The organism is Mycobacterium sp. DHQP2018-32-09, from assembly GCF_058148405.1.
Genome location: NZ_JBYVYK010000023.1, coordinates 12,044 through 35,493, shown reverse-complemented (window position 1 = coordinate 35,493; position 23,450 = coordinate 12,044). Strand labels below are relative to the sequence as shown.

Here is a 23,450-nt window from a genome sequence, read left to right as displayed (position 1 = left end):
CCGTGGCGGCGGTGGTCACCGAGGCGCTTGACACGGTGTCGATTCGTTCAACACGTTGTTGACCGTTCCGACGAGGTGTTGATAGCTTGACATCATGACCGACTTTGTCGACGTGGTGATCGTGGGCGCCGGGATCTCGGGCATCAGTGCCGCCTGGCATCTCCAGCAGCTGGCCCCCGGCAAGAGCTACGCCATCCTGGAGCGTCGCGAGAAGCTCGGAGGTACCTGGGATCTGTTCAAATACCCGGGGATCCGGTCGGATTCGGACATGTACACCCTCGGCTTTCACTTCAAGCCATGGGCGACCGACGAGATGATCGCCGACGGTCCGTCGATCTGGAACTACCTGAACGAAGCCGTGTCCGAGAACGGCATCGACGAGCACATCCGCTACGGCCAGAAGGTCGTGTCGGCGAACTGGTCCGACCAGGACGGCGTCTGGGAGATCACCGTCGACCGCGGCGGCGAGCCGGCGATCGTCCACGCCGGCTTCCTGTGGGCGTGCAGCGGCTACTACGACTACGAGCAGGGCTTTTCGCCCGACTTCGTCGGGACCGAAGAGTTCGACGGGACGATCGTGCACCCGCAGCACTGGCCCGAGGACCTCGATTACCAGGGCAAGAATGTCGTCGTGATCGGTAGCGGTGCCACGGCGATCACCTTGGTCCCCGCCTTGGCCGACAGCGGTGCCGGCCATGTGACCATGCTGCAACGCACGCCGACCTACATCGGATCGTTGTCCGACAAGGACCCCTTCGCGGCACGGGCATTCGGGCTGCTGCCGCAGCAGGCCGCCTATACGGCCGTGCGGTGGAAGGCCATCCTCACCGCCGCCGCGCAGTATCAGATCGCTCGCACCTTGCCCGGTGTCTTCCGGAAGACGTTGCGCTCCATGGCCATGCGCCGGCTGCCCGCGGGCTTCGACTACGACGAGCACTTCGCGCCTGAGTACAAGCCGTGGGACCAGCGGGTGTGCTTGGCGCCCAACGGCGACATCTTCACGGCGATCAGCATGGGCACCGCCGACGTCGCCACCGACACGATCGACCGGTTCACCAACGACGGGATCTTGCTGACGTCGGGCAAGACGCTCGAGGCCGACGTCATCGTCACCGCCACGGGTCTGAACGTCCGGTTCTTCGGCGGCGCCCGGTTGCAGCGCAACGGTGTTCCCATCGACGTGGCGGACACCGTCGCGTTCAAGGGCATGATGCTGTCCGGAGTGCCGAACATGGCGTTCACCTTCGGCTACACCAACGCGTCCTGGACACTCAAGGCCGACCTCACCTCTGAGTACGTCAGCCGCTTGCTCAACCACATGGACGCCAACGGCTGGACCACCGTCGAACCACGCCGGCCCGGCGGCGACGTCGAGCGCCGACCCTTCCTGGACCTCACCTCCGGGTACGTCAAACGGGCGATCGACCGGTTGCCCAAGTCCGGTTCCAAGCGCCCGTGGCGCCTCAAGCAGAACTACTTCGTCGATCTGCGGGTGATCCGCAACGGCAAGATCGACGACGACGCGCTGCAGTTCTCCCGTCGGCGCACTCCGATCACGGTGTAGTCAGCCACGCCCACGTGAACTCGCCACCACGACTGCCGCCGCGCTGAAACCGCCGCGCCCGGACTGCTGAACGGAGAACGGTCTCGACCGACGATCGCGCCCCTCAGGCCGCGAGGTTCACATCAACGGCTCGGGCGTGAACGTGGCGTCGATACCGCTCACGGTCATCGTCACCTGACCTTCCATCACCATGACCTGCGCCGAGACTCGTCGATCGACGGTCTGCGCCAGGCGCTGCACCGGTGCGTGCGGTATCTGCACCACGGACAGATTCGGGAGCTTCGCGACCTTGGGTCCCACGGTGCGCCACCACGTGGCCGCGGCGGCCGCGAAGGGGTACAGCAGCACCGCATCGGCCCGACTGGCTGCCTTGCCCAAGGCCCGTTCATCGGGCTGGCCAACGACGATCCACTCCAAGATCCGACCCGTGTAGTCGGCCAGCCGCAGGTCCGGTTCGCCGGGGGTGGACAGGCCCGCCCCGTACGTCAGCTCACCGTCGACGTCGCCGAGTCGGTGCGCACGCAACCCGAACGCCAACAACCGCACCACCATGCGCTCGTCGGTCTCGCTGGGATGACGGGCCACGGTCAGCGTGTGATCGGCGTAGTAGCCGTGATCGACATCGGAGACGCCGAGTTCGACCTTGAACACCGTTGCAGAAAGGGCCACGCCCCTAGTGTCCACCCTGGGGTGGCGCCTGATCGCCGGGGCCCGCGCGCGCCGGGACGCGTCAGTCCGGGAATCGGACCGATTCGGCCACGGCGCGACCCGGTGGAATCCGCCTATCAGGCTCTACGCTCGGATGCCATGCCCTCCACTTTCAGAGCCGACGGGCTGGGGCTGCGAGGGCCCGAAACTGCGCTCTCTCGCCAAGGACGCGATCAAGTGCCTCGACGAACTCCGCGGCGTCGACGCGCCGAACGCACAACGGCGGCTTGACCTTGAGCACGTTGCCATGGATCAGTGTTGGCAAGGGTGCCCAGCATCTGGCCGCGGGTCACCTCGTCGCCGATGCCGACGGCAGCAGCGACGCCGCCGATGCGGATGAACACCGGCGTGACACCCAGATCGCACGACAGGGTGACGGCGTCGTTCGACACGTCGACGATCTGGCCGTCCAGTGGGGCCATGACGTCGGCGCCACCGGTGACGGTGAAGTCCTCACCGAGGCTCATCGCCTCGGGTGTTCCGACGTCCAGGACGTCGGTTTCCTCGTGCGCGAGTTCGAGCCATTGCGAGTCCCTGGTGACGCGATCCGACGTCACGACGGGAGTTGGGCGCGCTTCACGTAGCCGTGCGGCGGCGTCAACGGGGTGCGGACTCAGATCGCACGTCGTGCGGACCACTGCCCGGGCCAGCAAGGGATCGACGGACAAGACACCGTCGAGCACCTCCAGATCCAGCGCGGCCAATTCCGTCACGTAGACGTCGTCAGGCGCGTTGGCAGCCTCCACCGACTCGGCGGCGAGGCAAATCGCAGCCCGCGCAACGACGAGCGACCAGAGGTGGTCGGCTTCGGTCTCGGACAGGGTTTGGTGCTCGAGAAACCCGCTCAGCACCGGGGTCAAGGCGGCCAACGGATCGCGTGGCTGTCGTCCGACCGCGGCGTGGACGGAGACCGCCACCTCGCACAGTCGCCACGTCCACACCAGGTCGCCGAAGTCGATGATTCCCGTTGGGGTGAACGACCCGTCGGTGTCGAAGAAGCCCAGGACGTTGAGGTCGGTGAGGTCGAGGTGTACCGGCTGCTCGGGGAGGAGCGCCTGGGCGGCCGCGTCGGGCATGGCGTCGTCGAGGAAGCTCAGCGCCGTCGTCAGCAGTCGATGCTCGCGTCCGGCGGTGTGGGGCAGATATCCACCGACGACCTCGACGGCGTTGCGGAGATCCTGCCTGAGAAGGTAGTTCGCCTTAATTGCCGGGTGGCCGCGTCGGAGGTCTCTGGTGTCTTGACGCCGACCAGGGCGCGCTGGCCCAGTCGTCTGCCGCGGAGGGCATCAACCAGGCCCGGCCCCGGTCGCCGCTGAGCAGTACCGCAGCCAGATCGTCGTTGCCGCGGAGCGTCTCTTGACGAGGTCCCGGACGTTCGGATCGCTGGTGAATTCCGCGAAGTCCGCGTTCTTTAGCTGGCGCGGCTTGGCTCGCTGGGGCCTGACATGACTAAGTGCCGCGACGCGGATTCGGTCCTCGGTGGGCGACGACTCGGTCGCCTCCTGAGCGCTTGGCGCAATACATCGCGTTGTCGGCGTCGTCGATGAGCGTGGTCAACGTTGGCTCGACGAGCGGTCCGGTGGGGACGGCATCGAGGGACGCGCTCGCGGTGCCGACACTTGCGGTCACGCCCACCGGCAGGTGTGCGATGGCCTTGCGAATTCGGTGGGCTACCGACACATTCGGATCGTGGGACACCACTGCGATGACGAATTCCTCGCCTCCGAGTCGGGCGAGGACCGATTCGTCGGTGCAGCTGTGCTGCATGGCACGGGCAACCGCCATGAGCGCCTGATCGCCGGCGGCGTGTCCGTGGCGGTCGTTGAGTGCCTTGAACTTGTCGAGGTCGACCATGACGATCCCCACGTATCTGTCGGCGGCGCCGCGATGGCCGTCGAGCAGGGTGGCGACTTCACGAAAGAATGCTCGCCGGTTGAGCAGGCCCGTCAACGGGTCGCGCTCTGCGACGGCCAGATCCATTCCGAGCGCCCGAAACAACGACTGCACCGCCAAGGGTGCGGCGACATTCACTGCGGTCAAGAGGATCAACGCGCTCGAGGCGAGCGCGATGTCGCCACTGGATTCGACGATCCGATTCGCCAGCACGCCTGCGACGCCGGCGCCGGCGGCGAGGTTGACGAGCGTCAGGCCAGCGGTGTGGAACAAGGAGATGTAGGTGGTCAATATGGCAAAGGCGGTGCACCCCAGCAGCCCTACGAGTGGCTGAGGCTGAATGAGACATCGCGGCGACGCACGCGATGCTGGCCAGGGAGAACACTTCGGATTGAACTCGCGAGGGTCTACGTTTGCGACGCAATGCCCAGGCTGACGCCATGACGACGACGAGGCCCGCGACGAGGATCGCGGCCACCTGGGCGAATCGGCTGCGAGGTCCGGCCGGGCTGACGATGCCCAGGATCGGCACGGCACCCAGGCAACCGACGACGACCGCTGTCACGCCTCGGTACGCGTCGAGGATGCCTCTGTGGTCGAGGTATGCCACCATCCACTCGTAATGGTCTGGCTGTGACCACCATTTGCGTATCGCGCGCACCATGCCACCCCCGGTTTCCTCATGGGAGTGACCACCGAGATGCGGTCACGTCACGCGTTCGTGCTTCGTTTGCTGACACTACCAGCGGCAACCGGACTCGGGTCTCGGTAGTGGGTGGAGCGGTGCCGAGTGTTTCCGCGACGGGGCGCTCCGGTCAATCGGGCTACGACGATGGGGGAGCGGCATCGCGTGCCGGCCAGATCGCCCAGGCGCGGGTCAGCTACGTCGGTGTCTGCGGTTGCTCGGCGGTCCTGGCCAAGCTGGAATGATGGTGTTGTGGAGGCGTCGGCTGCCGAGGGTTTGCACGTTCGTCGGGTGGTGCGTGCCGATTGGGAGTGGATCGTGGGGTGGTTCGAGGATGCGGAGCTCAATCGCCGGTTGGGTCCGCTCGATCGGGAATGGCTCGAACACGTCCTGTCCTCAGGCGACGGCGTTCAGCTGGTGATCACTGCTGCCGATGGTGCAGCAGTGGGCCTTGCCGGTTGCGCCTGGGATCCTGCGGGCATTGCGCACGCGATCACCGACCTGGCTGTCTGCCCAACGAGGCGGCGCTCAGGTCTGGGGCGCCGGGTCTTGGCCTCGGTACTGACCTGGGACGGGCATGCCCCGACGCAGCAGTGGATAGCGTTCGTCGATCCCGACAATCGGCCGGCCTTTGAGTTCTTCGTCTCGACGGGTTGGCATCTCGACGGTCTCGATGACGGGATGCACCGCTTCTCGCACCCGCATACGACTGGCGGAGTGTGCTTCCCACACCGGTCATCACCGTCGCCTGAAACGCACACCCCGCGAGTCGACTGAACCCGGGGCAATGCCGATCCGCTGACTGACACCCCGAGCGACCTTTCGACCTAGTTCAGGATCGCGCGGGCGGCACGCTCGGCGATCAGCATCACCGGGGCGTTGGTGTTCCCCGACGTGATCGTCGGCATCGCCGACGCATCGACGACCCGCAGACCCGCGACGCGGTGGACGCGACAGTCGGTGTCGAGCACCGTGGCGGCCGATCTCGGCACACCGCGCGCATCGAAAGCGCCCATCGCACAGGTGCCCACCGGGTGGAAGATGGTGGTTCCCAATTCACTGGCCGCCGCCTGCAGGTCATCGTCGCTGACCACGTGTGGACCGGGGAGCACCTCTTCCGGCCGATGGTGGGCGAGGGCGGGCGACGCCATGATCTGCCGGGTCATCCGCAGTCCGCGCACGGCGACGGCGCGGTCGGCGTCGGTGGACAGGTAGTTGCAGGAGATCTTCGGGTACACCATCGGATCCGCATCGGCCAGACGTACGTGGCCACGCGAGGTGGGCCGCAAATTGCAGACCGAGGGAGTGATGGCACCGTACGGGTGCAGGGCCTCGCCGAACTTCGGCAGCGACAGCGGCTGCACATGCCACTCCAGATCGGGGCTGGCCAGATCGGGGTCGCTCTTGGCGAACGCACCCAGCGTCGAGGGAGGCATCGTCAGGGGGCCAGACCGCATGACCAGATACTGAATTCCCATGCCCGCCCGGGTGATCAGGTTCCGGTACAGCGTGTTGACCGTGCGGGCGTTCTGGACGCGGTAGACGCTGCGAAGTTGCAGATGATCCTGCAGATTCTCGCCGACCCCCGGCAGATCGACGGCCACCGGCACGTCGTGCCGGGCAAGCAGGTCGGCCGGGCCCAGACCCGAGACCTGCAGCAGATGAGGCGAACCAATCGCCCCGGCACTGAGGATCACCTCGCGGCGGGCACGGACGTCGACCAGCTGGCCGTCCTTGAGCAGCCGCAGGCCAGTGGCGCGGTGCTGCGCGTTCTTCCAGGCGCCGTGACGCTGATCGTCGCGGACCTGGTGGTCCATCAGCACTCGGAGCGCCTGGGTCTTGGTGTACACGGTCAGATTTGGTCGATGGCTGACGGGATGGAGGAACGCATCCGCCATCGACCATCGCCGGCCGCGCCGTTGGTTGACGTGGAAGTACGCGCTGCCCGAGTTGTCGCCACGGTTGAACTCCTCGATGGGCTGGATGCCCGATTGAGCCGCAGCGGCCTGCCAGGCGTCCAGGATCTTCCAGCGCACGCGTGGTCGCTCGACCCGGATCTCGCCGTCCTGGCCGTGCCACTCGTCGGCTCCGCCGAAGTAGTTCTCCAGCTCCTTGTAGATCTGGAGTGTTTCCCCGGAGCCGTCTGGGCCGCCCCACAGCCACCGCTCGTCGCCGGTTGCCTGCGCCCACAGCTCGTAATCGCTTGCCTGGCCGCGCATGTGGATCATCGCGTTGATCGACGAGCAACCGCCGATGACGCGGCCGCGCGCGTAGATGATGCTGCGGCCGGCCAGGCCCGGATCGGGCTCGGTGGTGAAGCACCAGTCGGTGCGGGGATTGGCGATCGTGTACAGGTATCCCACCGGGACCTTGATCCAGAACCAGTCGTCCTTGCCGCCGGCCTCGATCAGGAGTACTCGGTGCTCGGGGTTGGCGCTGAGTCGATTGGCCAGTAGGCAACCCGCACTGCCTGCTCCTACGATGACATAGTCGAACTCGGCCACAGGGTTGGTTTCCGGCACCGTTCCTCCATTGCGCGTCGTTGCGCATCCCAGTGTGCGCGATGACCACCCGGGACCTACGCATCCGTGGGTGCGCGGGTCGCGAGAGGGATCCACTCCGGCACGGCGTCCGGCGTCGTGAATGGACTGACGGCGTCACCACCGGAGGCGATCACGAGCGCACGCCCCGGGACGTCGGCTGGGGCGGTGAGCATCGGCACGTTCACGGTGACGAGCAAGCCGGCGGGGAGGGCGAGCCCAAAACGGGGGTAGTAGGCCAATCGCCGACCGCCAGGTTGATTGCGAGAACCGCCAGATGCATTGAGACCGGAAGGCATGTCCGTTGAACGGCCCGTAGTGCGCAACGTTCACTGGATATCGGCCTTATCAAGAACTGTTGTATTCCTAGGGTTAGGCGGGATGCAGCTTCCTCTGAGTACAGCGTTTGATGTATCGTCGTCGGCGTGGTGACCTTGGTGCATACCGATGCGTTGGCCCGGTTCGGCTATGCACTCTCTGACGCCACTCGCACGCAGATCTTGCTGACGTTGCGCAAGGCGCCGCAGCATCCCTCTGATTTGGCCGAGGCGATCGGGGTCTCGCGTCAGACGATGTCCAATCATCTGGCTTGTCTGCGTGGTTGCGGGCTGGTGGTCGCGGTGCCCGAGGGTCGTAGGACCCGGTATGAGCTGGCCGATTCGCGCATCGGGCATGCTCTGGATGATCTCCTGGGTTTGGTTCTCGCGGTCGATCCGTCCTGCTGCGCCGAACACGGATGCACCTGCTGATGGCCTCCGAGCTTGGGCTGCCCAGTGTGCGCCCCACCCTGAGTGATCAACGGCGTCAACTACTTTCGTGTCGGATCCGCTGGTTCGTGGCGGCGACGATCGGCTACAACGTCATCGAGGCCGCAGTAGCCCTCACCGAGGGTGCCCGGGTCTCTTCGGCTGCGCTGATCGGATTCGGCTTGGACTCGGTGATCGAGGTGTCCTCCGCAGCGGCCGTGGCCTGGCAGTTCGCGGGAGCCGATCCCGAGGCTCGCGAGAAGGTCGCCTTGCGCATCATCGCGTTCTCCTTCTTCGGGTTGGCCCTCTACGTGACCGTCGATGCGGCCCGGTCACTGCTCGGCGTGGGGGAGGCCCATCATTCGATCATCGGCATCGTGCTCGCTGGGGTCAGCCTCGCCGTGATGCCGGTGCTGTCCTGGGCGCAGCGTCGCGCCGGGCGCGAACTCGGATCGCTGTCCGCGGTTGCCGACTCCAAGCAGACTTTACTGTGCACCTATCTGTCGGCGGTGCTGCTGGTGGGACTGCTCCTCAACAGCACTCTGGGTTGGTCCTGGGCTGACCCGGTTGCTGCGCTCGTCATCGCCGTCATTGCCACCAAAGAGGGCATCAACGCCTGGAAGGGTGACACCTGCTGCGCGGCGCCGGTGACGACCAGAGCTGTTGCAGCTCCGGATGATTGCGAGTGCTGTGACGACTAGTGGGCTGCGTTTGTTCTAGTGGTGCTGTGGTCGGTTGATTGCGGGGTAGGTGCGGGAGTAGACGTATTCGCATCACATGCGAAAAACCAACTATCAGTTGACATAATGTGGCTTATCGGTAAAGCGCGCCATTGGCGATCGACGATCCCAGGGCCGGCTGGGCTCGAGTTCATGACAAGCTCGGGCCTCGCCGGGGCGAGATCATCGACGGCCCCGTCCGGCCTCAAAGCCCCTGCCGCTGTCGCTTGTCGGCGAAACACGTCATCGGCCATCGGCGAACTCATGGCCCGGGTCGGCTCGAGTTCATGACGACTTTGGTTCCGCCGGCCCTGGGATCGTTGACGAAGCTCCTGTTTTACCGGAGCCATGATCGTTGACGGCCCGTCTAGTTCGAAGCCCTGCTGGCTCCCGCTGGCTTCCTATTCGTCACTGTGACGTTAAGGCGACGGCTCCGGCTTCCTTGGTGGATCGCGCTTCATCGTGTCCTATCCCATCCGCGGTCCCATTCTGCGGTGGCGCTTCCGGACCCCGGTTCGGCGAGCCCAGAAGCTCTGAGCGTTGCCACCTATTCCCCCGCACCCGCCCGTGCGGTCGGTCGCAGCTCTGCCCATCCGATGCAGACCGGGCCGGCGATGTGGCCCCCTCTTGTTCGGCGTCGGACCTGTTGGGCAGACGGTCGACCAGCCATCGGCGGCGAGCAATTCGTCACGGTGACGATATGGCCCTCACTCAATGGGTTTTACGGTGCTGGCGAAGCCCCAGCGCGCCCAGTTGCCGAGCACCTTTTGCTTCACGGGCTCGGGGTAGTTCTCCTCGAAGGACATCACCCGCTTCTGTGGCCGCCCGATCCGGTCGGCATTCTCCAGGCAGGCGTAGATGACGAGAGAGGTCCCCTTGTCCTCGGCGAGCTCGCGTGTCGTGTGGTAAGACTCGATGCCGTCGCCGAAGGCCCTGAGTTCGGGAAATAGGTATGTGGTGAATGTCGGATGATTTCGAGAGGCGAACGCCCACACCACTTTTCTCACGTCAGAGGGATCGATGTCCTCGTCGACGACAAGTATCTTGGTAACGGTGTCACCGACGTGATCAGTCCAGAAGGCGTTTCCCAGCCGATTCATGAAGTAGTCGAGCGTCCAGCCGGTCCTGTCGTGCCAATCCGTGGGAACGCGGATCACGAACCACAAGATCGCGGCCTCGAACAGATACATGCCATCGATGATGGGCAAGCCCGCCTTCTGGAGGGTGACCACTGAGTCTGACGAGATGAAGAACCCCATGGTGACGTGACAATTGTCGATCGGCACCCCGGGAATGGACATCGGCAGTATCGGTTTGTCGCGGAACGTTACGCAGGTGACCTTCTGCCGTGGGAAGAGTGTTGTCTCGTCGGGCAGATAGCCGGGATACTCGCCGAAGGGTCCTTCGGGTTCCTGGGTTCCGTATTCGATGACGCCTTCGATGACGATCTCTGCGTCGGCGGGCACCAAGATGTCGCTGGTTTCGCATTGCACCATGTCCAGGGGTGCGCCCAGAAGCGCACTGGCCATGTCGTATTCGTCGACCCAAGCTGGAATGCGGGACGCTGCCTGAGTCGAGGCAACCGGGCTGACGCCGAGTGCGCACGCCCACGGCATGTCCTTGCCCTCGTCGCGCCACATCTTCCAGATCATGCCGTTGTGGCCGCAGTGACTTTGGCTGTCGAGAAGGCCCAGGAAAAACCCCTGCACCACACCGTCTACACACGCCAGGCCGACTCGGTGGGCGTTCAATTGCAGCTTGCTCAGGCAACCCTGGCGTTGCACACCGCGCGCCTGCATGCCGAACACGTAGTAGACGTCCTGGACGCCCGAGCGGGTCGACAAGCACGGGCTCATTACTCTGTCCGAGCACAGATCTGGGCGCAGTGTGGCTACGCCATGACCCATGCGTTGGAGGCGATCAACACCGCCGCGGACGTGTATGGCGCCGGAGGCTTCGCGGAGTCGAGCCCCATGCAGCAGGTGTGGCGCGACGCCAATGTCATTGCCCGGCATGCAGGACAGAACGCCGCCGTGGGCTATGAGATCCTCGGCAAATCACTGCTGGGTCTGCCCGACCGGATCAGCCCCAACGTGTGAACGCCATACTTGAGCCGGGCCAAGGAGTTCTCCTCCCCTGGTGTGTGGCCGTCCGGGCAGCCAATCCCCGACTGTACTTCGACGGAATCGAGGTATTTGCTGGCGCAAACGGGCGACGCCCCCTAGCATCTGTGACGCCCGATTAATATCTCGGGCGTCAATTTCTGGCGGATGACCGGGGGGAAGAGTCATGGCGACGACGTATGAGCTGGGCGCAGCGAAGCCGGGGGGCCGCGGGCGGGGCAAGCACCGCCGCGCGGATGGCTTCGAAGTTCGTCGCTGGCTCACGCTCGGCGCCGCCTCGGCCGGTGTGGGCGCCCTGCTGGTCCTGGGTCCGCAGGCCGGCCTGGCCGCTGCCGACGACGGCGGTTCGTCGTCGAGTTCGGACTCCGGCTCGTCGTCGGGTTCGAGCGCGTCGGGAGGTTCCGGCTCGACGTCCGCCGGCCCCAAGAAGGCCGACGCACCCAAGACCAGCGTCTCCGGCGGCACGAAGAATGCCGCGGGCAGCAAGAGCACGAGCGGCGCCGCCAAGTCCTCGACGACCAGGGCCGCCGACTCCAAGGACTCCGGGTCGAAAGACGCCGATTCCAAGGGGTCCTCGAAGACCAAGACCTCGACGGGCTCCGACGCCAAGGACTCCGACGCCAAGGACTCGGGCAGCAAGACCACCGAGACCAAGACCAACGAGACCAAGACCACCGAGACCAAGGCCACCGAGACCACCAAGTCCGACACCTCGACGACGCCCTCCACGACCACGAGTGCCGCCGAGACCGCGGCAAACGGCACCACGTCGGCGGCCACCACGTCGGCGGGCAAGGTCGCCGCGCGGACCGCGACGGTCACCACCGAGTCGTCGCCGCAGGCGTCCGCACAGCCCGACGTGGCGGCGCAGGTGGCCCAGGCCAGCAGCCTACCGCAGGCGAATGTCGTTGCGGCAGCTGCGCTCCCGTCACCGCAGGCGGCGCTGGCGGTCATCCCCGGCCTGCCCCCGTTCTACCTGCCGACGTTGGAAGACCTCGTCGCGTTCTTCATCGGCAACGGCACCGCGGCCCGGCCCAACGGCGGCATCTTCTTCGGCACGGGGTACTCCTGGACGGCGGACACCTGCGCAACGATCTGTACCGGCGGCAACGGCGGCCTGTTCGGCGGCGGTGGCGGTAACGGGTGGGGCGGCGGCAACGGCGGCAATGCCGGGCTGTTCGGCAACGGCGGCAACGGCGGGGCCGGCCTGGCGCTCTACAACGGCGGCGCCGGCGGCAACGGTGGCAGCGGCGGCATGATCTACGGCAACGGCGGATTCGGCGGCGCGGCCGCCGAGGCCGTTCAGGGCGCCCGCGGCGGCAACGGCGGATCGGCCGGTCTGCTGGGCAGCGGTGGTGCCGGCGGCAACGGCGGTGTCTCAACGGGTGACCATCGCGGCGGCAACGGCGGTGTCGGCGGCGGTGGCGGCTGGCTGTGGGGCATCGGAGGCATCGGTGGCGCCGGTGGGGCAGCCATCTTCAACGGACAGACCGGCGGCGCCGGAGGCAACGGCGGCGACACCGGCTTGATGTCCGTCTGGGGAATCGCAGGGGCCGGAGGCACCGGCGGTGCGGGCAGTTTCGGCGGCCAGGGCGGCAACGGTGGCAACGGCGGACTGCTGTCGACGTTCGCGCTCGGCGGCAACGGCGGTGTGGGCGGCGAGTCCCCGTGGGCGGGGGTCAGCGATCACGGCGGCGACGGCGGCGCGGGTGGTCGCGGCGGTCTGTGGATGGGCAACGGCGGAGATGGCGGTGCCGGGGGCAGCGGCGGCGGTGACGGCGGCGCCGGCGGCAGCACCGGAATCGTGTCGCTGTTCGGCAAGGGCGGCCGCGGCGGCGACGGCGGGCGTGGGCAAGCCGGGGTTCGCGGCGCCAACGGCGCGACCCCGGGTGCCGACGGTGCCGACGGCGCTGCGGGCGGACCGGGCGGGGCCGGCGGTCGTGGTGGAAACGGCAGCTTGCTCCTGGGCCTCGGTGGTGACGGCGGCAGCGGCGGAACGGGTGGCTACGGCGGACTCGGCGGCAACGGCGTCAACGCAGTCAGCACCACCGTCGGCGCCGGCCAGTCAGGCGGCAACGGTGGCAACGGTGGCGACGCCGGCGTCGGCGGCGTGGGCGGCGACCCGGGTCGCGGTGCCTTCTTCGGCTTCATCGCGGCCAACGGCGTCATCGGCAACAGCGGATGGGGTGGCACCGGTGGCAACGGTGGATCCGGCGGCAACGGCGCCTGGACCGAGGAACCGGGAGCACCCGGCGGCAACGGCGGCAACGGCGGCAATGGCGGCAACGGCGCAGACAGCGGCCCCGGCCGGCCGGGTGGCGGCGGCGGCAACGGTGGTGCGGGTGGCAACGGCGCGACCGGCGGCTACACCACCGACGTCGGGCTCGGTGGAGTCGGTGGGGCGGGCGGATCCGGTGGCAATGCCGGCAACGGCGGCGCCGCCACCAACACCAGGCCCGCAGGTCAGGGCGGAACCGGTGGCCAGGGCGGTAGCGGCGGCCAAGGCGGCAATGCCGACGTCAATCCCGGCAGCGGCGGCAGCGGCGGAGCCGGCGGCAACGGCGGGAACGGCGGCGCCGGGGGTGGGGCGGCCGGCTTCGGCGGATGGTCTGGCGGCGGCGGCTACGGGGGCGCGAGCCAGGACGGTCAGACGATCGCCGCGCCTGGTCAAGCCGGGAACGGCGGCATCAACGGCGTCCCCGGATCCGGTGTCGTCCCGACGCCGCCGGCGCCCACCGCCGCCGACGATCTCAGCCGACAGCTGGCCTACGTCTTCTTCAATCGGCCCCTGACGGTCTACAACACCACCAGCCTCCCGGACGGCGCCGGCAAGCAGGTCAGCGGCTGGATCATCGGCAACAATTCCAACGGTTACCCGGTGACCTACACCGTGACCACCCCACCCCGTTACGGCACCGTCGACCTCGACTCCGCCACGGGCTACTACACGTACACCCCCGACCCCACACTGGTGCAACCCGGCGTGCGGGACTCCTTCACCGTCGAAGCCGACAACGGCGCCGCCGCAGGCGCATTCGGGTTGTTCAGCTCGCTGGCCCAGGTGGTTCACGACTGGGCCCTGAACATCGGGGTGGCCAGGCCCGGTACCGCCGAGACCACGGTCAACGTGAACGTCACCGGCGACGGACAATATGGCAATGCCGCCGACAGCAGGCGCTACTGGGTCAAGCAGAGCTACTACAACTGCCAGCTGATCGCCACCGCCATGGCCATCGGCCAGGCGACGAAATCCACCTCACCCACCGAGCAGCAGATGTCCAACCTCGCCGCCACCTCCGACAGCGTCTTCATTCCTGGGCAGAAGATGTATCTCGGGGACTTCTCGGAAAGCGGCGCCTACCTCGTCGACGCCGTCGCCCTGGCCAACAAGAACTTCAACGTCACCGCCACGTTGACCACCTACGGTGGCGGCAACACCCAAACCGGCGCGGCGAAGACCGCCACGCAGGCCGACGGCCAACAAGCCCTCGGCGATCTGCAGGCCGCCTTGGCCAGAGGTGAGGCCGCCATGGTCTCCTACCCGGTCTCCGTCGTGTGGAGCACGTTCGGCTACGTGCCCGGGCCGGACGCCAGCTACACGGATACGACGCACGCGGCGGTGGTGACTCAGGTCGACCTCGCCAACGGCCGCATCTACGTCAACGACAGCTCGGCCTCGAACCCGCGTACCGGCGACTACATCGGCCAAGGCCTGGCCATTCCCATCGGAGCCTTTCTCAATGGCTGGCAGGCGGGCAACTACTCCCTCGTCACCTTCGCGGCGAAGCAGCCCGCCACCCCCAGCGCCAACGCATGACGCCGTTGCGAGGGTCGTGGAGTCCACCCACGTCGTCTGACGCCCCCGTCGCCACCCGGATGGCAGCTCGAGTGCTCACCGTCGCGGGTCGACGATCGTGATGCCCGCAGGCGACGCGGTGTCGAGAACGGGTAACGCCTCGGCGGCGTCCCCCAGGCCGATGGTGCGTTCGACGAGGTCTTGGGGGCGCAGCTCGCCGCGCGCGATCATCGCCAGCATCGGCCCGTAGTCGGACGCGGCCATCCCGTGGCTGCCGAGCACGTCGAGTTCCCAGGCGATCACGCGGTCCATCGGCACCCGGGGGTGGCCGTCGACAGGCGGGAGCAGGCCCACCTGAACGTGACGGCCGCGCCGTCGGAGGCCGTGGATGGCGGTCGCGCACGTGACCTCGGTTCCCACCGCGTCGACGGCGACATGGCTTCCACCGCCGGTGATGTCGTGGACCGCACCGGTGACGTCGCCGCCGTCGGCGACGAGTACGTGATGGGCACCGAGACGGCGCGCCGCGTCGAGCGCTGCGGCGGTGCGGTCGACGGCGATCACGTTGGCGCCCAACGCCTTGCCGATCATGACGGCACTCAGCCCCACGCCGCCGGCCCCCACCACCGTCAGCCACTCCCCCTCGAGGAGCCGCGCGCGGCCGGTCAGTGCCCGGTAAGCGGTGGCGAATCGACAGCCCAGGCTCGCAGCCGCAGCGAAGGACACGGACTCGGGAACGGCCACCAGGTTGGTGTCGGCGGCATGCAACGCGACGTACTCGGCGAACGAGCCCCAATGGGTGAACCCGGGTTGCTCCTGGCGAGGGCACACCTGGGCGTTGCCGCCGTGACACCACTCGCAGGCACCGCACCCCGACACGAACGGCACGGTCACCCGGTCGCCGACCCGCCATCTCCGGACCCCGGACCCGACTGCCGCGATGATCCCGGCGAGTTCGTGACCCGGCACGTGCGGCAACGTCACGTCGTCGTGCCCCGCCCAGGCGTGCCAGTCGCTGCGGCACAACCCGGTGGCGTGCACCGCCACCACCACGCCTCCGTCGGGCGGTTCGGGGTCCGGCACCGTCCTGACGTCGAGCGGTCCCCCGACCCGGTCCATCACCAGCGCGCGCATCCGGCCCGGCCTCAGAACCCGAAGTAGACCGCGGCCATGTCGTCGTCACCGTGGCCCGCTTCGCTGGCTGCGTCGAAAGCCGCACGCACGCCGTCGATCAGCGTTGTCGACACACCGTTGCCGGCGAGCGCATCACGGATCAGTCCGGCATCCTTGCGAACCCCGTCGACGCTGAACTGCGGCGCGAAGGAATCCTCGATGATCGCCGCGCCCTTCATCTGCAGGTACGGCGAGTTGGCCGCCGAGCCGTTCAACGCCTCCAACACCAGCCGCTGGTCGACGCCGAGACCGCGGGCGAGCGCCAACGACTGCCCGGCGGCCGCCGCCAGCGACGCGATCCACGCATTGCACGCCAGCTTGAGCTTCGACCCCAGCCCGGGTTCGGCGCCCACCCAGATGGTCTTGGAGCCCACGGCGTCGAACGCCGGCTGCACACGCTGGCGGAGGGTCGGGTCGCCGGATGCCAGCATGACCAGCGCGCCCTGTTCGGCGGGCGCCTTGGTGCCGAGTACCGGACAGTCGAGGAACGCGACGCCGTGGGTCTCGGCCAACGTTGCCGTCCGAGAGGCGCCGTCGATGCCGACGGTCGCGCACTGCACGAAGACCGCGCCCGACGCCATGTGCGGCAGCACGGTCTCCATCACCGCCACGGTGGCCTCGGCGTCGAACAGCATGGCGAACACCACGTCGGCGTCGACGACGGCCGCCACCGGGTCGAGAGCCACGACGGCGCCCTCGTCGGCCAACGGTTCCGCCCGCGAGGACGTGCGGTTCCACACCGTGACCTCGACGTCCTCCCGCAACAGGGACTGCGCCATGCCCGCGCCCATGGCGCCCGTGCCCAGAATGGTGACTCGCATGGTCGCCATTCTGCGCTCCGGTCGGACGGTTGCCGACGGCGGCGTGCCGGGCGGCGGTTCCGTATCGGCAACGAGCACCCGGATCTGCACGCCACCGCAGACGACGCGAAACACGGTGGGTCAGCCCGTCAGCTCGACCCCCAGGGGCGCGAGGAGTCGGCCGGACAACTCCAGCAGACAGCGATGCAGCTCGGCGTCGTCGATGTCGGCCAGCTCGGGGTCCGCGGGCGCCTTGCAGACGCCGGCGAAGAACACCGAATACGCGACCCGGTCGGTGGCGCCGCGGTCGGGGCCCTCGAGCATCTCGCGCACCGCGTCGGCCACCGCGGCGAACTCCGGCTCGCCGTGAATCAGGTGGACGATGGCCGGATCGCCGTAGAAGAACACTGCGAGGCGGCGGTACCGCACGACCATCTCGACGAGCCCGCTGACGACGACCGTGCGACGGCGCCGTGGATCCGGCAGGGCCTCGGCGATCTTCACCACGCGCGCCATGTCTTCGATCAGCGGGCGCAGCACCTCGAGGGCGATCTCCTCCTTCGAGCGGAATTGGTAGTACACCGCCGCCTTCGTGACGCCCACGCGGTCCGCGATCATCTGCAGCGACGTGCCGTAGATCCCGTGCTCGGCGAAGAGTTCCACGGCGGCGTCCAGGACGCGCGTACGCGCCAGGCCGCGTGGCGCCGTGGGTCTCGCCATCCTGGTCGCCTCTCCCCTGCCGTTCGCGTCGTCAACCGGTCGACGATGACGAAAGACTAACGGCCCACCGCCCCAAGCCGGACGTCAATCCGAAGTTAGCCGATCGGCTTGCTCTACGTGACGGTCTCGCTTAAGGTTCGCTCAGCTAAACAAATTCGTGGCTAGCGCTGTCGGGGCGTCGTCGTGGACTTCCTGCCGCCCGCAGCACACGCCAGACGAGACATAGGGGCTTTGATGGTCGGGATCATCAAGCGGGCCTGGATACCGCTGCTCATCGTCGTCGTGGTCGCACTCGCCGTCACGGTGGTCTACCGCATGCACGGCTTCTTCGGCTCGAACAACGAGATCACCCGGCCCGGCGCAGGTTTGGCCCAGGACGCCGAACCCTTCAACCCGAAGGTGGTCACCTACGAGATCACGGGGGTCGCCGGCGCCATCGCGACCATCAACTACCTCGACCTCGACGCCAGCCCGCAGCGCGTCGACGACGCGGCACTGCCCTGGTCCATCACCCTCACCACCACCAAACCGTCGGCCAGCGCGACCATCATCGCGCAGAGCGGGGGCGACACCATCAGTTGCCGTGTCCTCGTCGACGACGGGGTGCGCGATCAGCAGACGGCATACGGCATCAACGCTCAGACCTCGTGCCTGGTGAAGTCGCTGTGAGCGCGCCCAGCACCACGACCACGCCGCCGCACGCCCGGATCCCCCACTTCCTGCGACTGTTCTGCGTGCCGGTCCTGCTGGGATGGATTGCTCTGACGGTCGTCCTCAACGTCATCGTGCCGCAGTTGGAGACGGTGGGGGCGGCGAACTCGACGTCACTGACCCCCAACGACGCCCCCTCGCTCCAGGCCACCAAGTTGGTCGGCGAACTCTTCCACGAGTACGACTCCAACAGTGCCGCGATGATCGTGTTGGAGAGCGACAAACCCCTTGGCGCAGAGGCACATCAGTACTACGACGGTCTGATCAAGGCCCTGGAGCGGGACACCACTCACATCCAGCACATCCAAGATCTCTGGGGCGATCCGCTGACCTCGTCGGGCTCGCAGAGCGCCGACAACCTCTCGGCCTACGTGCAGCTCTACATCGCAGGAAACCAGGGCGAGACCTTGGCGAACGACTCCGTGGAAGCGGTGCGCGACATCGTCGCCGACAACCCGCCGCCACCGGGTCTGCGTGTGTACGTGACGGGTTCGGGACCGCTCAACTCCGACCAACAGCACGCCGGTGACAAGAGCCTGCAACTCGTCACCGCGCTGACGTTCGTCGTGATCATCACGATGCTGCTGCTGGTCTACCGGTCGATCGTGACAGTCCTCCTGGTGCTGTTGACCGTGGTGCTCGAATTGGCCGTCGCCCGAGGCGTGGTCGCCTTCCTGGGCTACCACCACATCATCGAGCTGTCCACGTTCGCGGTGAACCTCCTGACGCTACTGGCGATCGCGGCGGCCACCGACTACGCCATCTTCCTCGTGGGCCGCTACCAGGAGGCCCGCAGCGCGGGTGACGACCGCGAGAACGCCTTCTACGTCATGTATCACGGCACCGGCCACGTCATCCTGGGGTCGGGTCTGACGATCGCGGGTGCCACGCTGTGTCTGCACTTCACGCGCCTGCCGTACTTCCAGACACTCGGTGTCCCACTGGCCATCGGCATGTTCGTGGTGACCATGGCGGCACTGACGTTGGCGCCCGCCTTGATGACCGTCGCCTCGCGGTTCGGCCTGCTGGAGCCGAAGCGGGCGCTCCAAACCCGCGGCTGGCGTCGCATCGGCACGGCCGTGGTGCGCTGGCCCGGTCCGATCCTGCTCGCGTCGCTCGCCGTGACGCTGGTGGGCCTCATCGCGCTGCCGTCCTACGTGACGAGCTACGACGACAAGAAGTACCTGCCCGGCGACGTCGAGGCCAACATCGGCTACAACGTTGCGGCCAAGCACTTTCCGCAGGCCCGGCTCAACCCCGAGGTGCTGATGCTGGTCGCCGACCACGATCTGCGCAACTCCGCGGACATGCTGATCGTCGACCGCGTCGCCAAGGACGTCTTCCACATCCCCGGCATCGCGCGCGTGCAGACCATCACCCGGCCGCTGGGGACACCGATCGAGGGATCGTCGATTCCGTACATCGTGGGCCAGCAAGGCGTGAACCAGAAGCTCACCCAGTCCTACGCCGAGGCCCGCACGAACGACCTGTTGACCCAGGCCGCGGACATCTCGCGGCAGGTCGACGTGCTCAAGGAGCAGCTGACCCTGCAGCAGCAGAGCGCCAATGCGCAGCAGGAACAGACCGACCTGCTGAAGAAGACGGTGGTGGTGACCCAGGATCTGCGGGACAAGATCGCGAACTTCGACGACTTCTTCCGTCCGATCCGCAGCTACTTCTACTTCGAGCCGCACTGCTACGACATCCCGATCTGCTGGACGTTGCGCTCGCTGTTCGACGCGCTCGACGGCATCTCCGAGCTGACCGACCTGCTGGGACAGACGTCGGCGAGCCTCGACAAGATCAACGCCCTGCAGCCCAAGCTGCTGTCGTTGATCCCCCCGCAGATCGCCAGCCAGGAACGCAACCGCGATCAGATCATGACGAACTATGCGACCCAGAAGGATCAGCAGGACCTGCAGGATCGGCAGCAGTCGGATCCCAACGCGATCGGCCGGGCCTTCAACGAATCCAAGATCGACGACTCGTTCTATCTGCCGCCGGAGGTCTTCGACAATCCGGACTTCAAGCGGGGCCTGAAGCAGTTCGTCTCACCCGACGGCAAGGCCGTGCGGTTCATCATCTCCCACCAGGGCGATCCCGCGACGCCCGAGGGCATCTCGCACATCGACGAGATCAAGAACGCCGCGTTCGAAGCGATCAAGGGCACGCCGCTGGAGACCTCCAAGATCTACCTCGGTGGTACCGCTGCGACGTACAAGGACATGCGCGACGGATCCAACTACGACCTCGTCATCGCGGCGGTCTCGGCGATCTGCCTGATCTTCATCATCATGTTGATCATCACCCGATCCGCCGTGGCGGCCCTCGTCATCGTCGGCACGGTGGTGCTGTCCCTCGCCGCGTCGTTCGGACTGGCGGTCCTGCTGTGGCAGCACATCATCGGGCTCGAACTGCACTGGCTGGTGCTGGCGATGTCGGTGATCATCCTGCTGGCGGTGGGGTCGGACTACAACCTGCTCCTGGTGTCCCGGTTCAAGGAGGAACGCGACGCCGGGCTGAACACCGGCATCATCCGGGCGATCGCCGGCAGCGGCAGCGTGGTCACCTCGGCAGGGCTGGTGTTCGCGTTCACCATGATGTCCTTTGCGATCAGCGATCTGAAGGTCATGGCTCAGGTGGGCACGACCATCGGGCTCGGGCTGCTGGTGGACACGCTGGTGATCCGGTCCTTCATGACCCCGTCGATCGCCGCGCTGATGGGCAAGTGGTTCTGGTGGCCGCAGAACGTCCGCACGCGACCGGCGCGCGTACGGCGACCGGAGGTGTCGGCCGCCGCGGGAGGTGCCGACGGCGGCTGACCCGGCCGTTCCCGGTGCGGCGCCCCGCGCGACCTCAGGCGTCGAGCGGTGGTGGCGGCGTCTCCCCGTACATGGCATCCGGTGTGCCGGTGCGGAACATGACGTCGTAGGTGCGCGTCCCGGCGGTGCTGCCGACGCGGGGCGGGCCGAAGTCGAACCGCGCCAACGTCTCACCGGTGGCAGCCAGCTTGTCCCGAAGGGCGTCGTGGATGCTTTGATGCACCGCGTCGTGGCGGAGGTCGTCGGAGAGGTCGATCGACCAGGTTCCGGTCCGGTGTCGCTGGTCGGCCATGGGTCCAGTGTGCGTGCTGGCGCCGCCGGGCGCACGGCGGGCAGGCGCCGACCGCGGTCACAGCGTGAGTTGATGGCCGTCGGGGTCGGCGCACGTGAACGTGCGGCCGAAGGGTCCGGCGCAGGGCGCGACGACGATCGCCCGCCCTCGCGCCGCCATGTGTCAGAATGCCGACATGGTTCGAGGCGGCGGCGTGGTCGATCTCGAGACTTCCGTGGGCGACGTGCCGAAAGAGGCGGCCACCGCACCGTGCGCACCGTCGAACGGCGCATGCCTGCCGACCTGACCGCGGACGAGCGGTCGGCGCTCTCCGACACGCTGCGCTCCGTCACCCGCTCCCTGCGCGACGGCGACGCGTGACCGACGGGTGGCGGGGTGTCGCGGCGCGATCGTGGCGCTGGCTTCCCCTACTGCTCATCCCCGTCGCCCTGTTGGCGAGCACCTACCCGGGCAACTATCGTGTGCCGCCGGCCTATTGGGCGCTCGCGATCGCGACCGGCCTCGTCTTCGCGCTGGGCGGACGCCGGCCACTGGCCACGTCGCTGGTCGTCTCTGCCGGTGCGCTGCCCATGTTCCTCGAACCCGCCTGGGGCGTCTCGGGTCTGGTGCCGTATCTCGGCGCCGTGGCGTTGGTCGACCTCGTATCTCGCACCGGGCGCGGCACCGCTACGTGGATCGCCACGGCGGGATGGGCCGTGGCGGTGGCCGTGGGCCGAGCGGGCAGTCACGACACGTCGATCGGACGCGCGTCCACCGTGGTCCAGGTCGTCGCCGTCGTGGCGCTGCCTCTGCTGCTCGGCCTCTACCTCGATGCGCAGCGCAACTTGGCCCGCGACCGGGCCGCCGCCGCCGAGCGACGTGCCCGCAGCGACGAGCGCACCGCGTTGGCCCGAGAACTCCACGACATCGTTGCCCATCACATGTCCTCGATCATCCTGCGCGTGTCAGCCGCCGAACACGTGGTGGCGCGGCATGATCCGCGCGTGGGCAACGTCCTCGGCGACGTCCTCGGTGACGTCCTCGGCGACGTCCACGACACCGCCGCCGCCGCGCTGGCCGACATCCGCACGTTGCTGGCAGTACTGCGCGACCCGATACTGGGCAGCGTGCCGCTGGTCGACGCCGACGCCCTGTTCTCGGAGATCCAGGCGGCCGTCACGAGGGTACGCAACGCAGGTTTCGAGGTGGACGCACACGTCGATCGTGCGGACGCGAACCTCGACGCGGTCGGACGCCTCACCCTGCTGCGACTGGCGCAGGAGGCGCTGACGAACGTGATGAAACACGCCGACCCCGACGTGCCCGTGCACGTGACGGTCGGAACGCACGAGTCCGGTGTCGAGATCCGGGTGACGAGCGGACATCACGGCAAGACGCGCACGGGATACGGCATCGTCGGCATGCGGGAACGAAGCGAACTGGCCGGCGGCACGTTCGACGCGGGCGCCGAGGGCAGCCGATGGGTGCTCCGGGCGTGGCTCCCCGGCGTGGCGAGAGACGGGGGCGCGTCATGATCACGGTGGTCGTGGCCGACGATCAGCGCCTGGTGCGAGCGGGCCTGCGCATGCTGATCGAGGACACCGACGACATCACCGTCGTCGGCGAGGCCGCCGACGGTGCCGCCGCGGTGCGGTTGCACGCCGAACTGACACCGGACGTCGTGCTGATGGACCTGAGGATGCCCGGTGTCGACGGCATCGTGGCAACCCAACAGATCGCCGCGTCGTCGCCGCGCGCCAAGATCCTGGTGCTGACCACGTTCGACGACGACGAGCACCTCTACCCGGCCCTGGCTGCCGGCGCCGCGGGCTACCTCGTCAAGGACACCGCGCCCACGGTGCTGTTGGACGCCATCCGTCGGACGGTCGACGGTGACCTGATGTTCTCCCCGGCGCTGTTGCGGCGCCTGCTCGATCGGGCGGTCCGGACCCGCGCCGAACGGGCCCCTGCGAGGCCGGTGGTCGAACTCACCGTGCGCGAACGCGAGGTACTGCGCCTGGTCGTGGACGGGCAGGGCAACCAGGAGATCGCCGATCGGCTGCACCTGGGTGTCAGCACGGTCAAGTCACACGTCGCGAGCCTGCTGGACAAGACCGGCACCGGCAACCGGATCCGGCTCGCCGTGTACGGCGCCGAGATGCTCGACCGCTGAGATCGA

Annotated in this window: 19 protein-coding genes and 1 pseudogene; 10 read left to right on the top strand and 10 right to left on the bottom strand. The window is 67.6% G+C overall.

Features of this window, described 5'->3' with window-relative positions; genetic code table 11:
• The first annotated feature begins 94 nt into the window (after positions 1–94).
• Positions 95–1,564, top strand: coding sequence for a flavin-containing monooxygenase (locus AC30CM_RS13145; protein WP_490117320.1), 1,470 nt, complete (start codon positions 95–97; stop codon positions 1,562–1,564).
• 117 nt (positions 1,565–1,681) lie between these two features.
• Here AC30CM_RS13145 and AC30CM_RS13140 read toward each other — a convergent pair whose 3' ends face one another.
• The 3 genes from AC30CM_RS13140 to AC30CM_RS13130 form a co-directional block, all read right to left on the bottom strand.
• The gene (locus AC30CM_RS13140) at positions 1,682–2,233 is read right to left on the bottom strand and encodes a YaeQ family protein (protein ID WP_490117319.1); all 552 of its coding nucleotides are present in this window, start codon (positions 2,231–2,233) and stop codon (positions 1,682–1,684) included.
• A 212-nt stretch (positions 2,234–2,445) separates the two neighbouring features.
• Positions 2,446–3,477 (bottom strand): phosphotransferase, encoded by a 1,032-nt coding sequence (locus AC30CM_RS13135; RefSeq protein WP_490117371.1) that lies wholly within the window; start codon positions 3,475–3,477, stop codon positions 2,446–2,448.
• A 244-nt stretch (positions 3,478–3,721) separates the two neighbouring features.
• Positions 3,722–4,456, bottom strand: a complete 735-nt coding sequence (locus AC30CM_RS13130; protein ID WP_490117318.1) for a GGDEF domain-containing protein — start codon at positions 4,454–4,456, stop codon at positions 3,722–3,724.
• 685 nt (positions 4,457–5,141) lie between these two features.
• Here AC30CM_RS13130 and AC30CM_RS13125 point away from each other — a divergent pair.
• The gene (locus AC30CM_RS13125) at positions 5,142–5,627 is read left to right on the top strand and encodes a GNAT family N-acetyltransferase (protein ID WP_490117317.1); all 486 of its coding nucleotides are present in this window, start codon (positions 5,142–5,144) and stop codon (positions 5,625–5,627) included.
• Between the two features lie 50 nt (positions 5,628–5,677).
• Here the strand turns inward: AC30CM_RS13125 and AC30CM_RS13120 are convergent, their stop codons facing one another.
• A complete protein-coding gene (locus AC30CM_RS13120) occupies positions 5,678–7,354 on the bottom strand; it encodes a GMC family oxidoreductase (protein ID WP_490117370.1) in 1,677 nt (558 codons plus the stop codon).
• Between the two features lie 461 nt (positions 7,355–7,815).
• On the opposite strand from AC30CM_RS13120, the gene AC30CM_RS13115 reads away from it, so the two are divergent.
• Both AC30CM_RS13115 and AC30CM_RS13110 read left to right on the top strand, forming a co-directional pair.
• Complete coding sequence (locus tag AC30CM_RS13115) at positions 7,816–8,139, top strand: ArsR/SmtB family transcription factor (RefSeq protein WP_490117316.1); 324 nt, start codon at positions 7,816–7,818, stop codon at positions 8,137–8,139.
• A complete protein-coding gene (locus tag AC30CM_RS13110; protein ID WP_490117369.1) occupies positions 8,139–8,837 on the top strand; it encodes a cation efflux transmembrane domain-containing protein in 699 nt (232 codons plus the stop codon). The genes AC30CM_RS13115 and AC30CM_RS13110 overlap by 1 nt, the downstream gene beginning before the upstream one ends.
• Before the next feature lie 725 nt (positions 8,838–9,562).
• Here the strand turns inward: AC30CM_RS13110 and AC30CM_RS13105 are convergent.
• Positions 9,563–10,507 carry a UbiD family decarboxylase gene (locus tag AC30CM_RS13105; RefSeq protein WP_490117315.1) on the bottom strand — a complete coding sequence of 315 codons (945 nt, stop codon included), beginning with the start codon at positions 10,505–10,507 and terminating at the stop codon, positions 9,563–9,565.
• 6 nt (positions 10,508–10,513) lie between these two features.
• Between AC30CM_RS13105 and AC30CM_RS13100 the strand changes: the two genes are divergently transcribed.
• Together AC30CM_RS13100 and AC30CM_RS13095 are read left to right on the top strand one after the other, a co-directional pair.
• Positions 10,514–10,954: an acyl-CoA dehydrogenase family protein gene (locus AC30CM_RS13100; protein WP_490117314.1), complete on the top strand. Its 441-nt coding sequence runs from the start codon at positions 10,514–10,516 to the stop codon at positions 10,952–10,954.
• A 190-nt stretch (positions 10,955–11,144) separates the two neighbouring features.
• Positions 11,145–14,795: a hypothetical protein gene (locus AC30CM_RS13095; protein WP_490117313.1), complete on the top strand. Its 3,651-nt coding sequence runs from the start codon at positions 11,145–11,147 to the stop codon at positions 14,793–14,795.
• Between the two features lie 75 nt (positions 14,796–14,870).
• Here the strand turns inward: AC30CM_RS13095 and AC30CM_RS13090 are convergent, their stop codons facing one another.
• The 3 genes from AC30CM_RS13090 to AC30CM_RS13080 form a co-directional block, all read right to left on the bottom strand.
• On the bottom strand, positions 14,871–15,908 hold the full coding sequence (locus AC30CM_RS13090) for a zinc-dependent alcohol dehydrogenase family protein (RefSeq protein ID WP_490117312.1): 1,038 nt from the start codon (positions 15,906–15,908) through the stop codon (positions 14,871–14,873).
• A gap of 11 nt (positions 15,909–15,919) precedes the next feature.
• Positions 15,920–16,777 carry an NAD(P)-dependent oxidoreductase gene (locus tag AC30CM_RS13085; RefSeq protein WP_490117311.1) on the bottom strand — a complete coding sequence of 286 codons (858 nt, stop codon included), beginning with the start codon at positions 16,775–16,777 and terminating at the stop codon, positions 15,920–15,922.
• Between the two features lie 111 nt (positions 16,778–16,888).
• Positions 16,889–17,467 (bottom strand): TetR/AcrR family transcriptional regulator, encoded by a 579-nt coding sequence (locus AC30CM_RS13080; RefSeq protein ID WP_490117310.1) that lies wholly within the window; start codon positions 17,465–17,467, stop codon positions 16,889–16,891.
• A gap of 234 nt (positions 17,468–17,701) precedes the next feature.
• Between AC30CM_RS13080 and AC30CM_RS13075 the strand changes: the two genes are divergently transcribed.
• Together AC30CM_RS13075 and AC30CM_RS13070 are read left to right on the top strand one after the other, a co-directional pair.
• The gene (locus AC30CM_RS13075) at positions 17,702–18,136 is read left to right on the top strand and encodes an MmpS family transport accessory protein (protein WP_490117309.1); all 435 of its coding nucleotides are present in this window, start codon (positions 17,702–17,704) and stop codon (positions 18,134–18,136) included.
• Positions 18,133–21,000, top strand: coding sequence for an MMPL/RND family transporter (locus AC30CM_RS13070; RefSeq protein ID WP_490117308.1), 2,868 nt, complete (start codon positions 18,133–18,135; stop codon positions 20,998–21,000). Before AC30CM_RS13075 ends, AC30CM_RS13070 begins: the two co-directional genes overlap by 4 nt.
• Before the next feature lie 34 nt (positions 21,001–21,034).
• Here AC30CM_RS13070 and AC30CM_RS13065 read toward each other — a convergent pair whose 3' ends face one another.
• On the bottom strand, positions 21,035–21,292 hold the full coding sequence (locus AC30CM_RS13065; protein WP_490117307.1) for a hypothetical protein: 258 nt from the start codon (positions 21,290–21,292) through the stop codon (positions 21,035–21,037).
• Between the two features lie 57 nt (positions 21,293–21,349).
• A pseudogene (locus tag AC30CM_RS13060) lies at positions 21,350–21,439 on the bottom strand (VOC family protein); the annotation flags it as partial.
• A gap of 209 nt (positions 21,440–21,648) precedes the next feature.
• On the opposite strand from AC30CM_RS13060, the gene AC30CM_RS13055 reads away from it, so the two are divergent.
• Positions 21,649–22,806, top strand: a complete 1,158-nt coding sequence (locus AC30CM_RS13055) for a sensor histidine kinase (protein WP_490117306.1) — start codon at positions 21,649–21,651, stop codon at positions 22,804–22,806.
• Complete coding sequence (locus AC30CM_RS13050; RefSeq protein WP_490117305.1) at positions 22,803–23,444, top strand: response regulator; 642 nt, start codon at positions 22,803–22,805, stop codon at positions 23,442–23,444. The genes AC30CM_RS13055 and AC30CM_RS13050 overlap by 4 nt, the downstream gene beginning before the upstream one ends.
• Positions 23,445–23,450 lie beyond the last annotated feature (6 nt).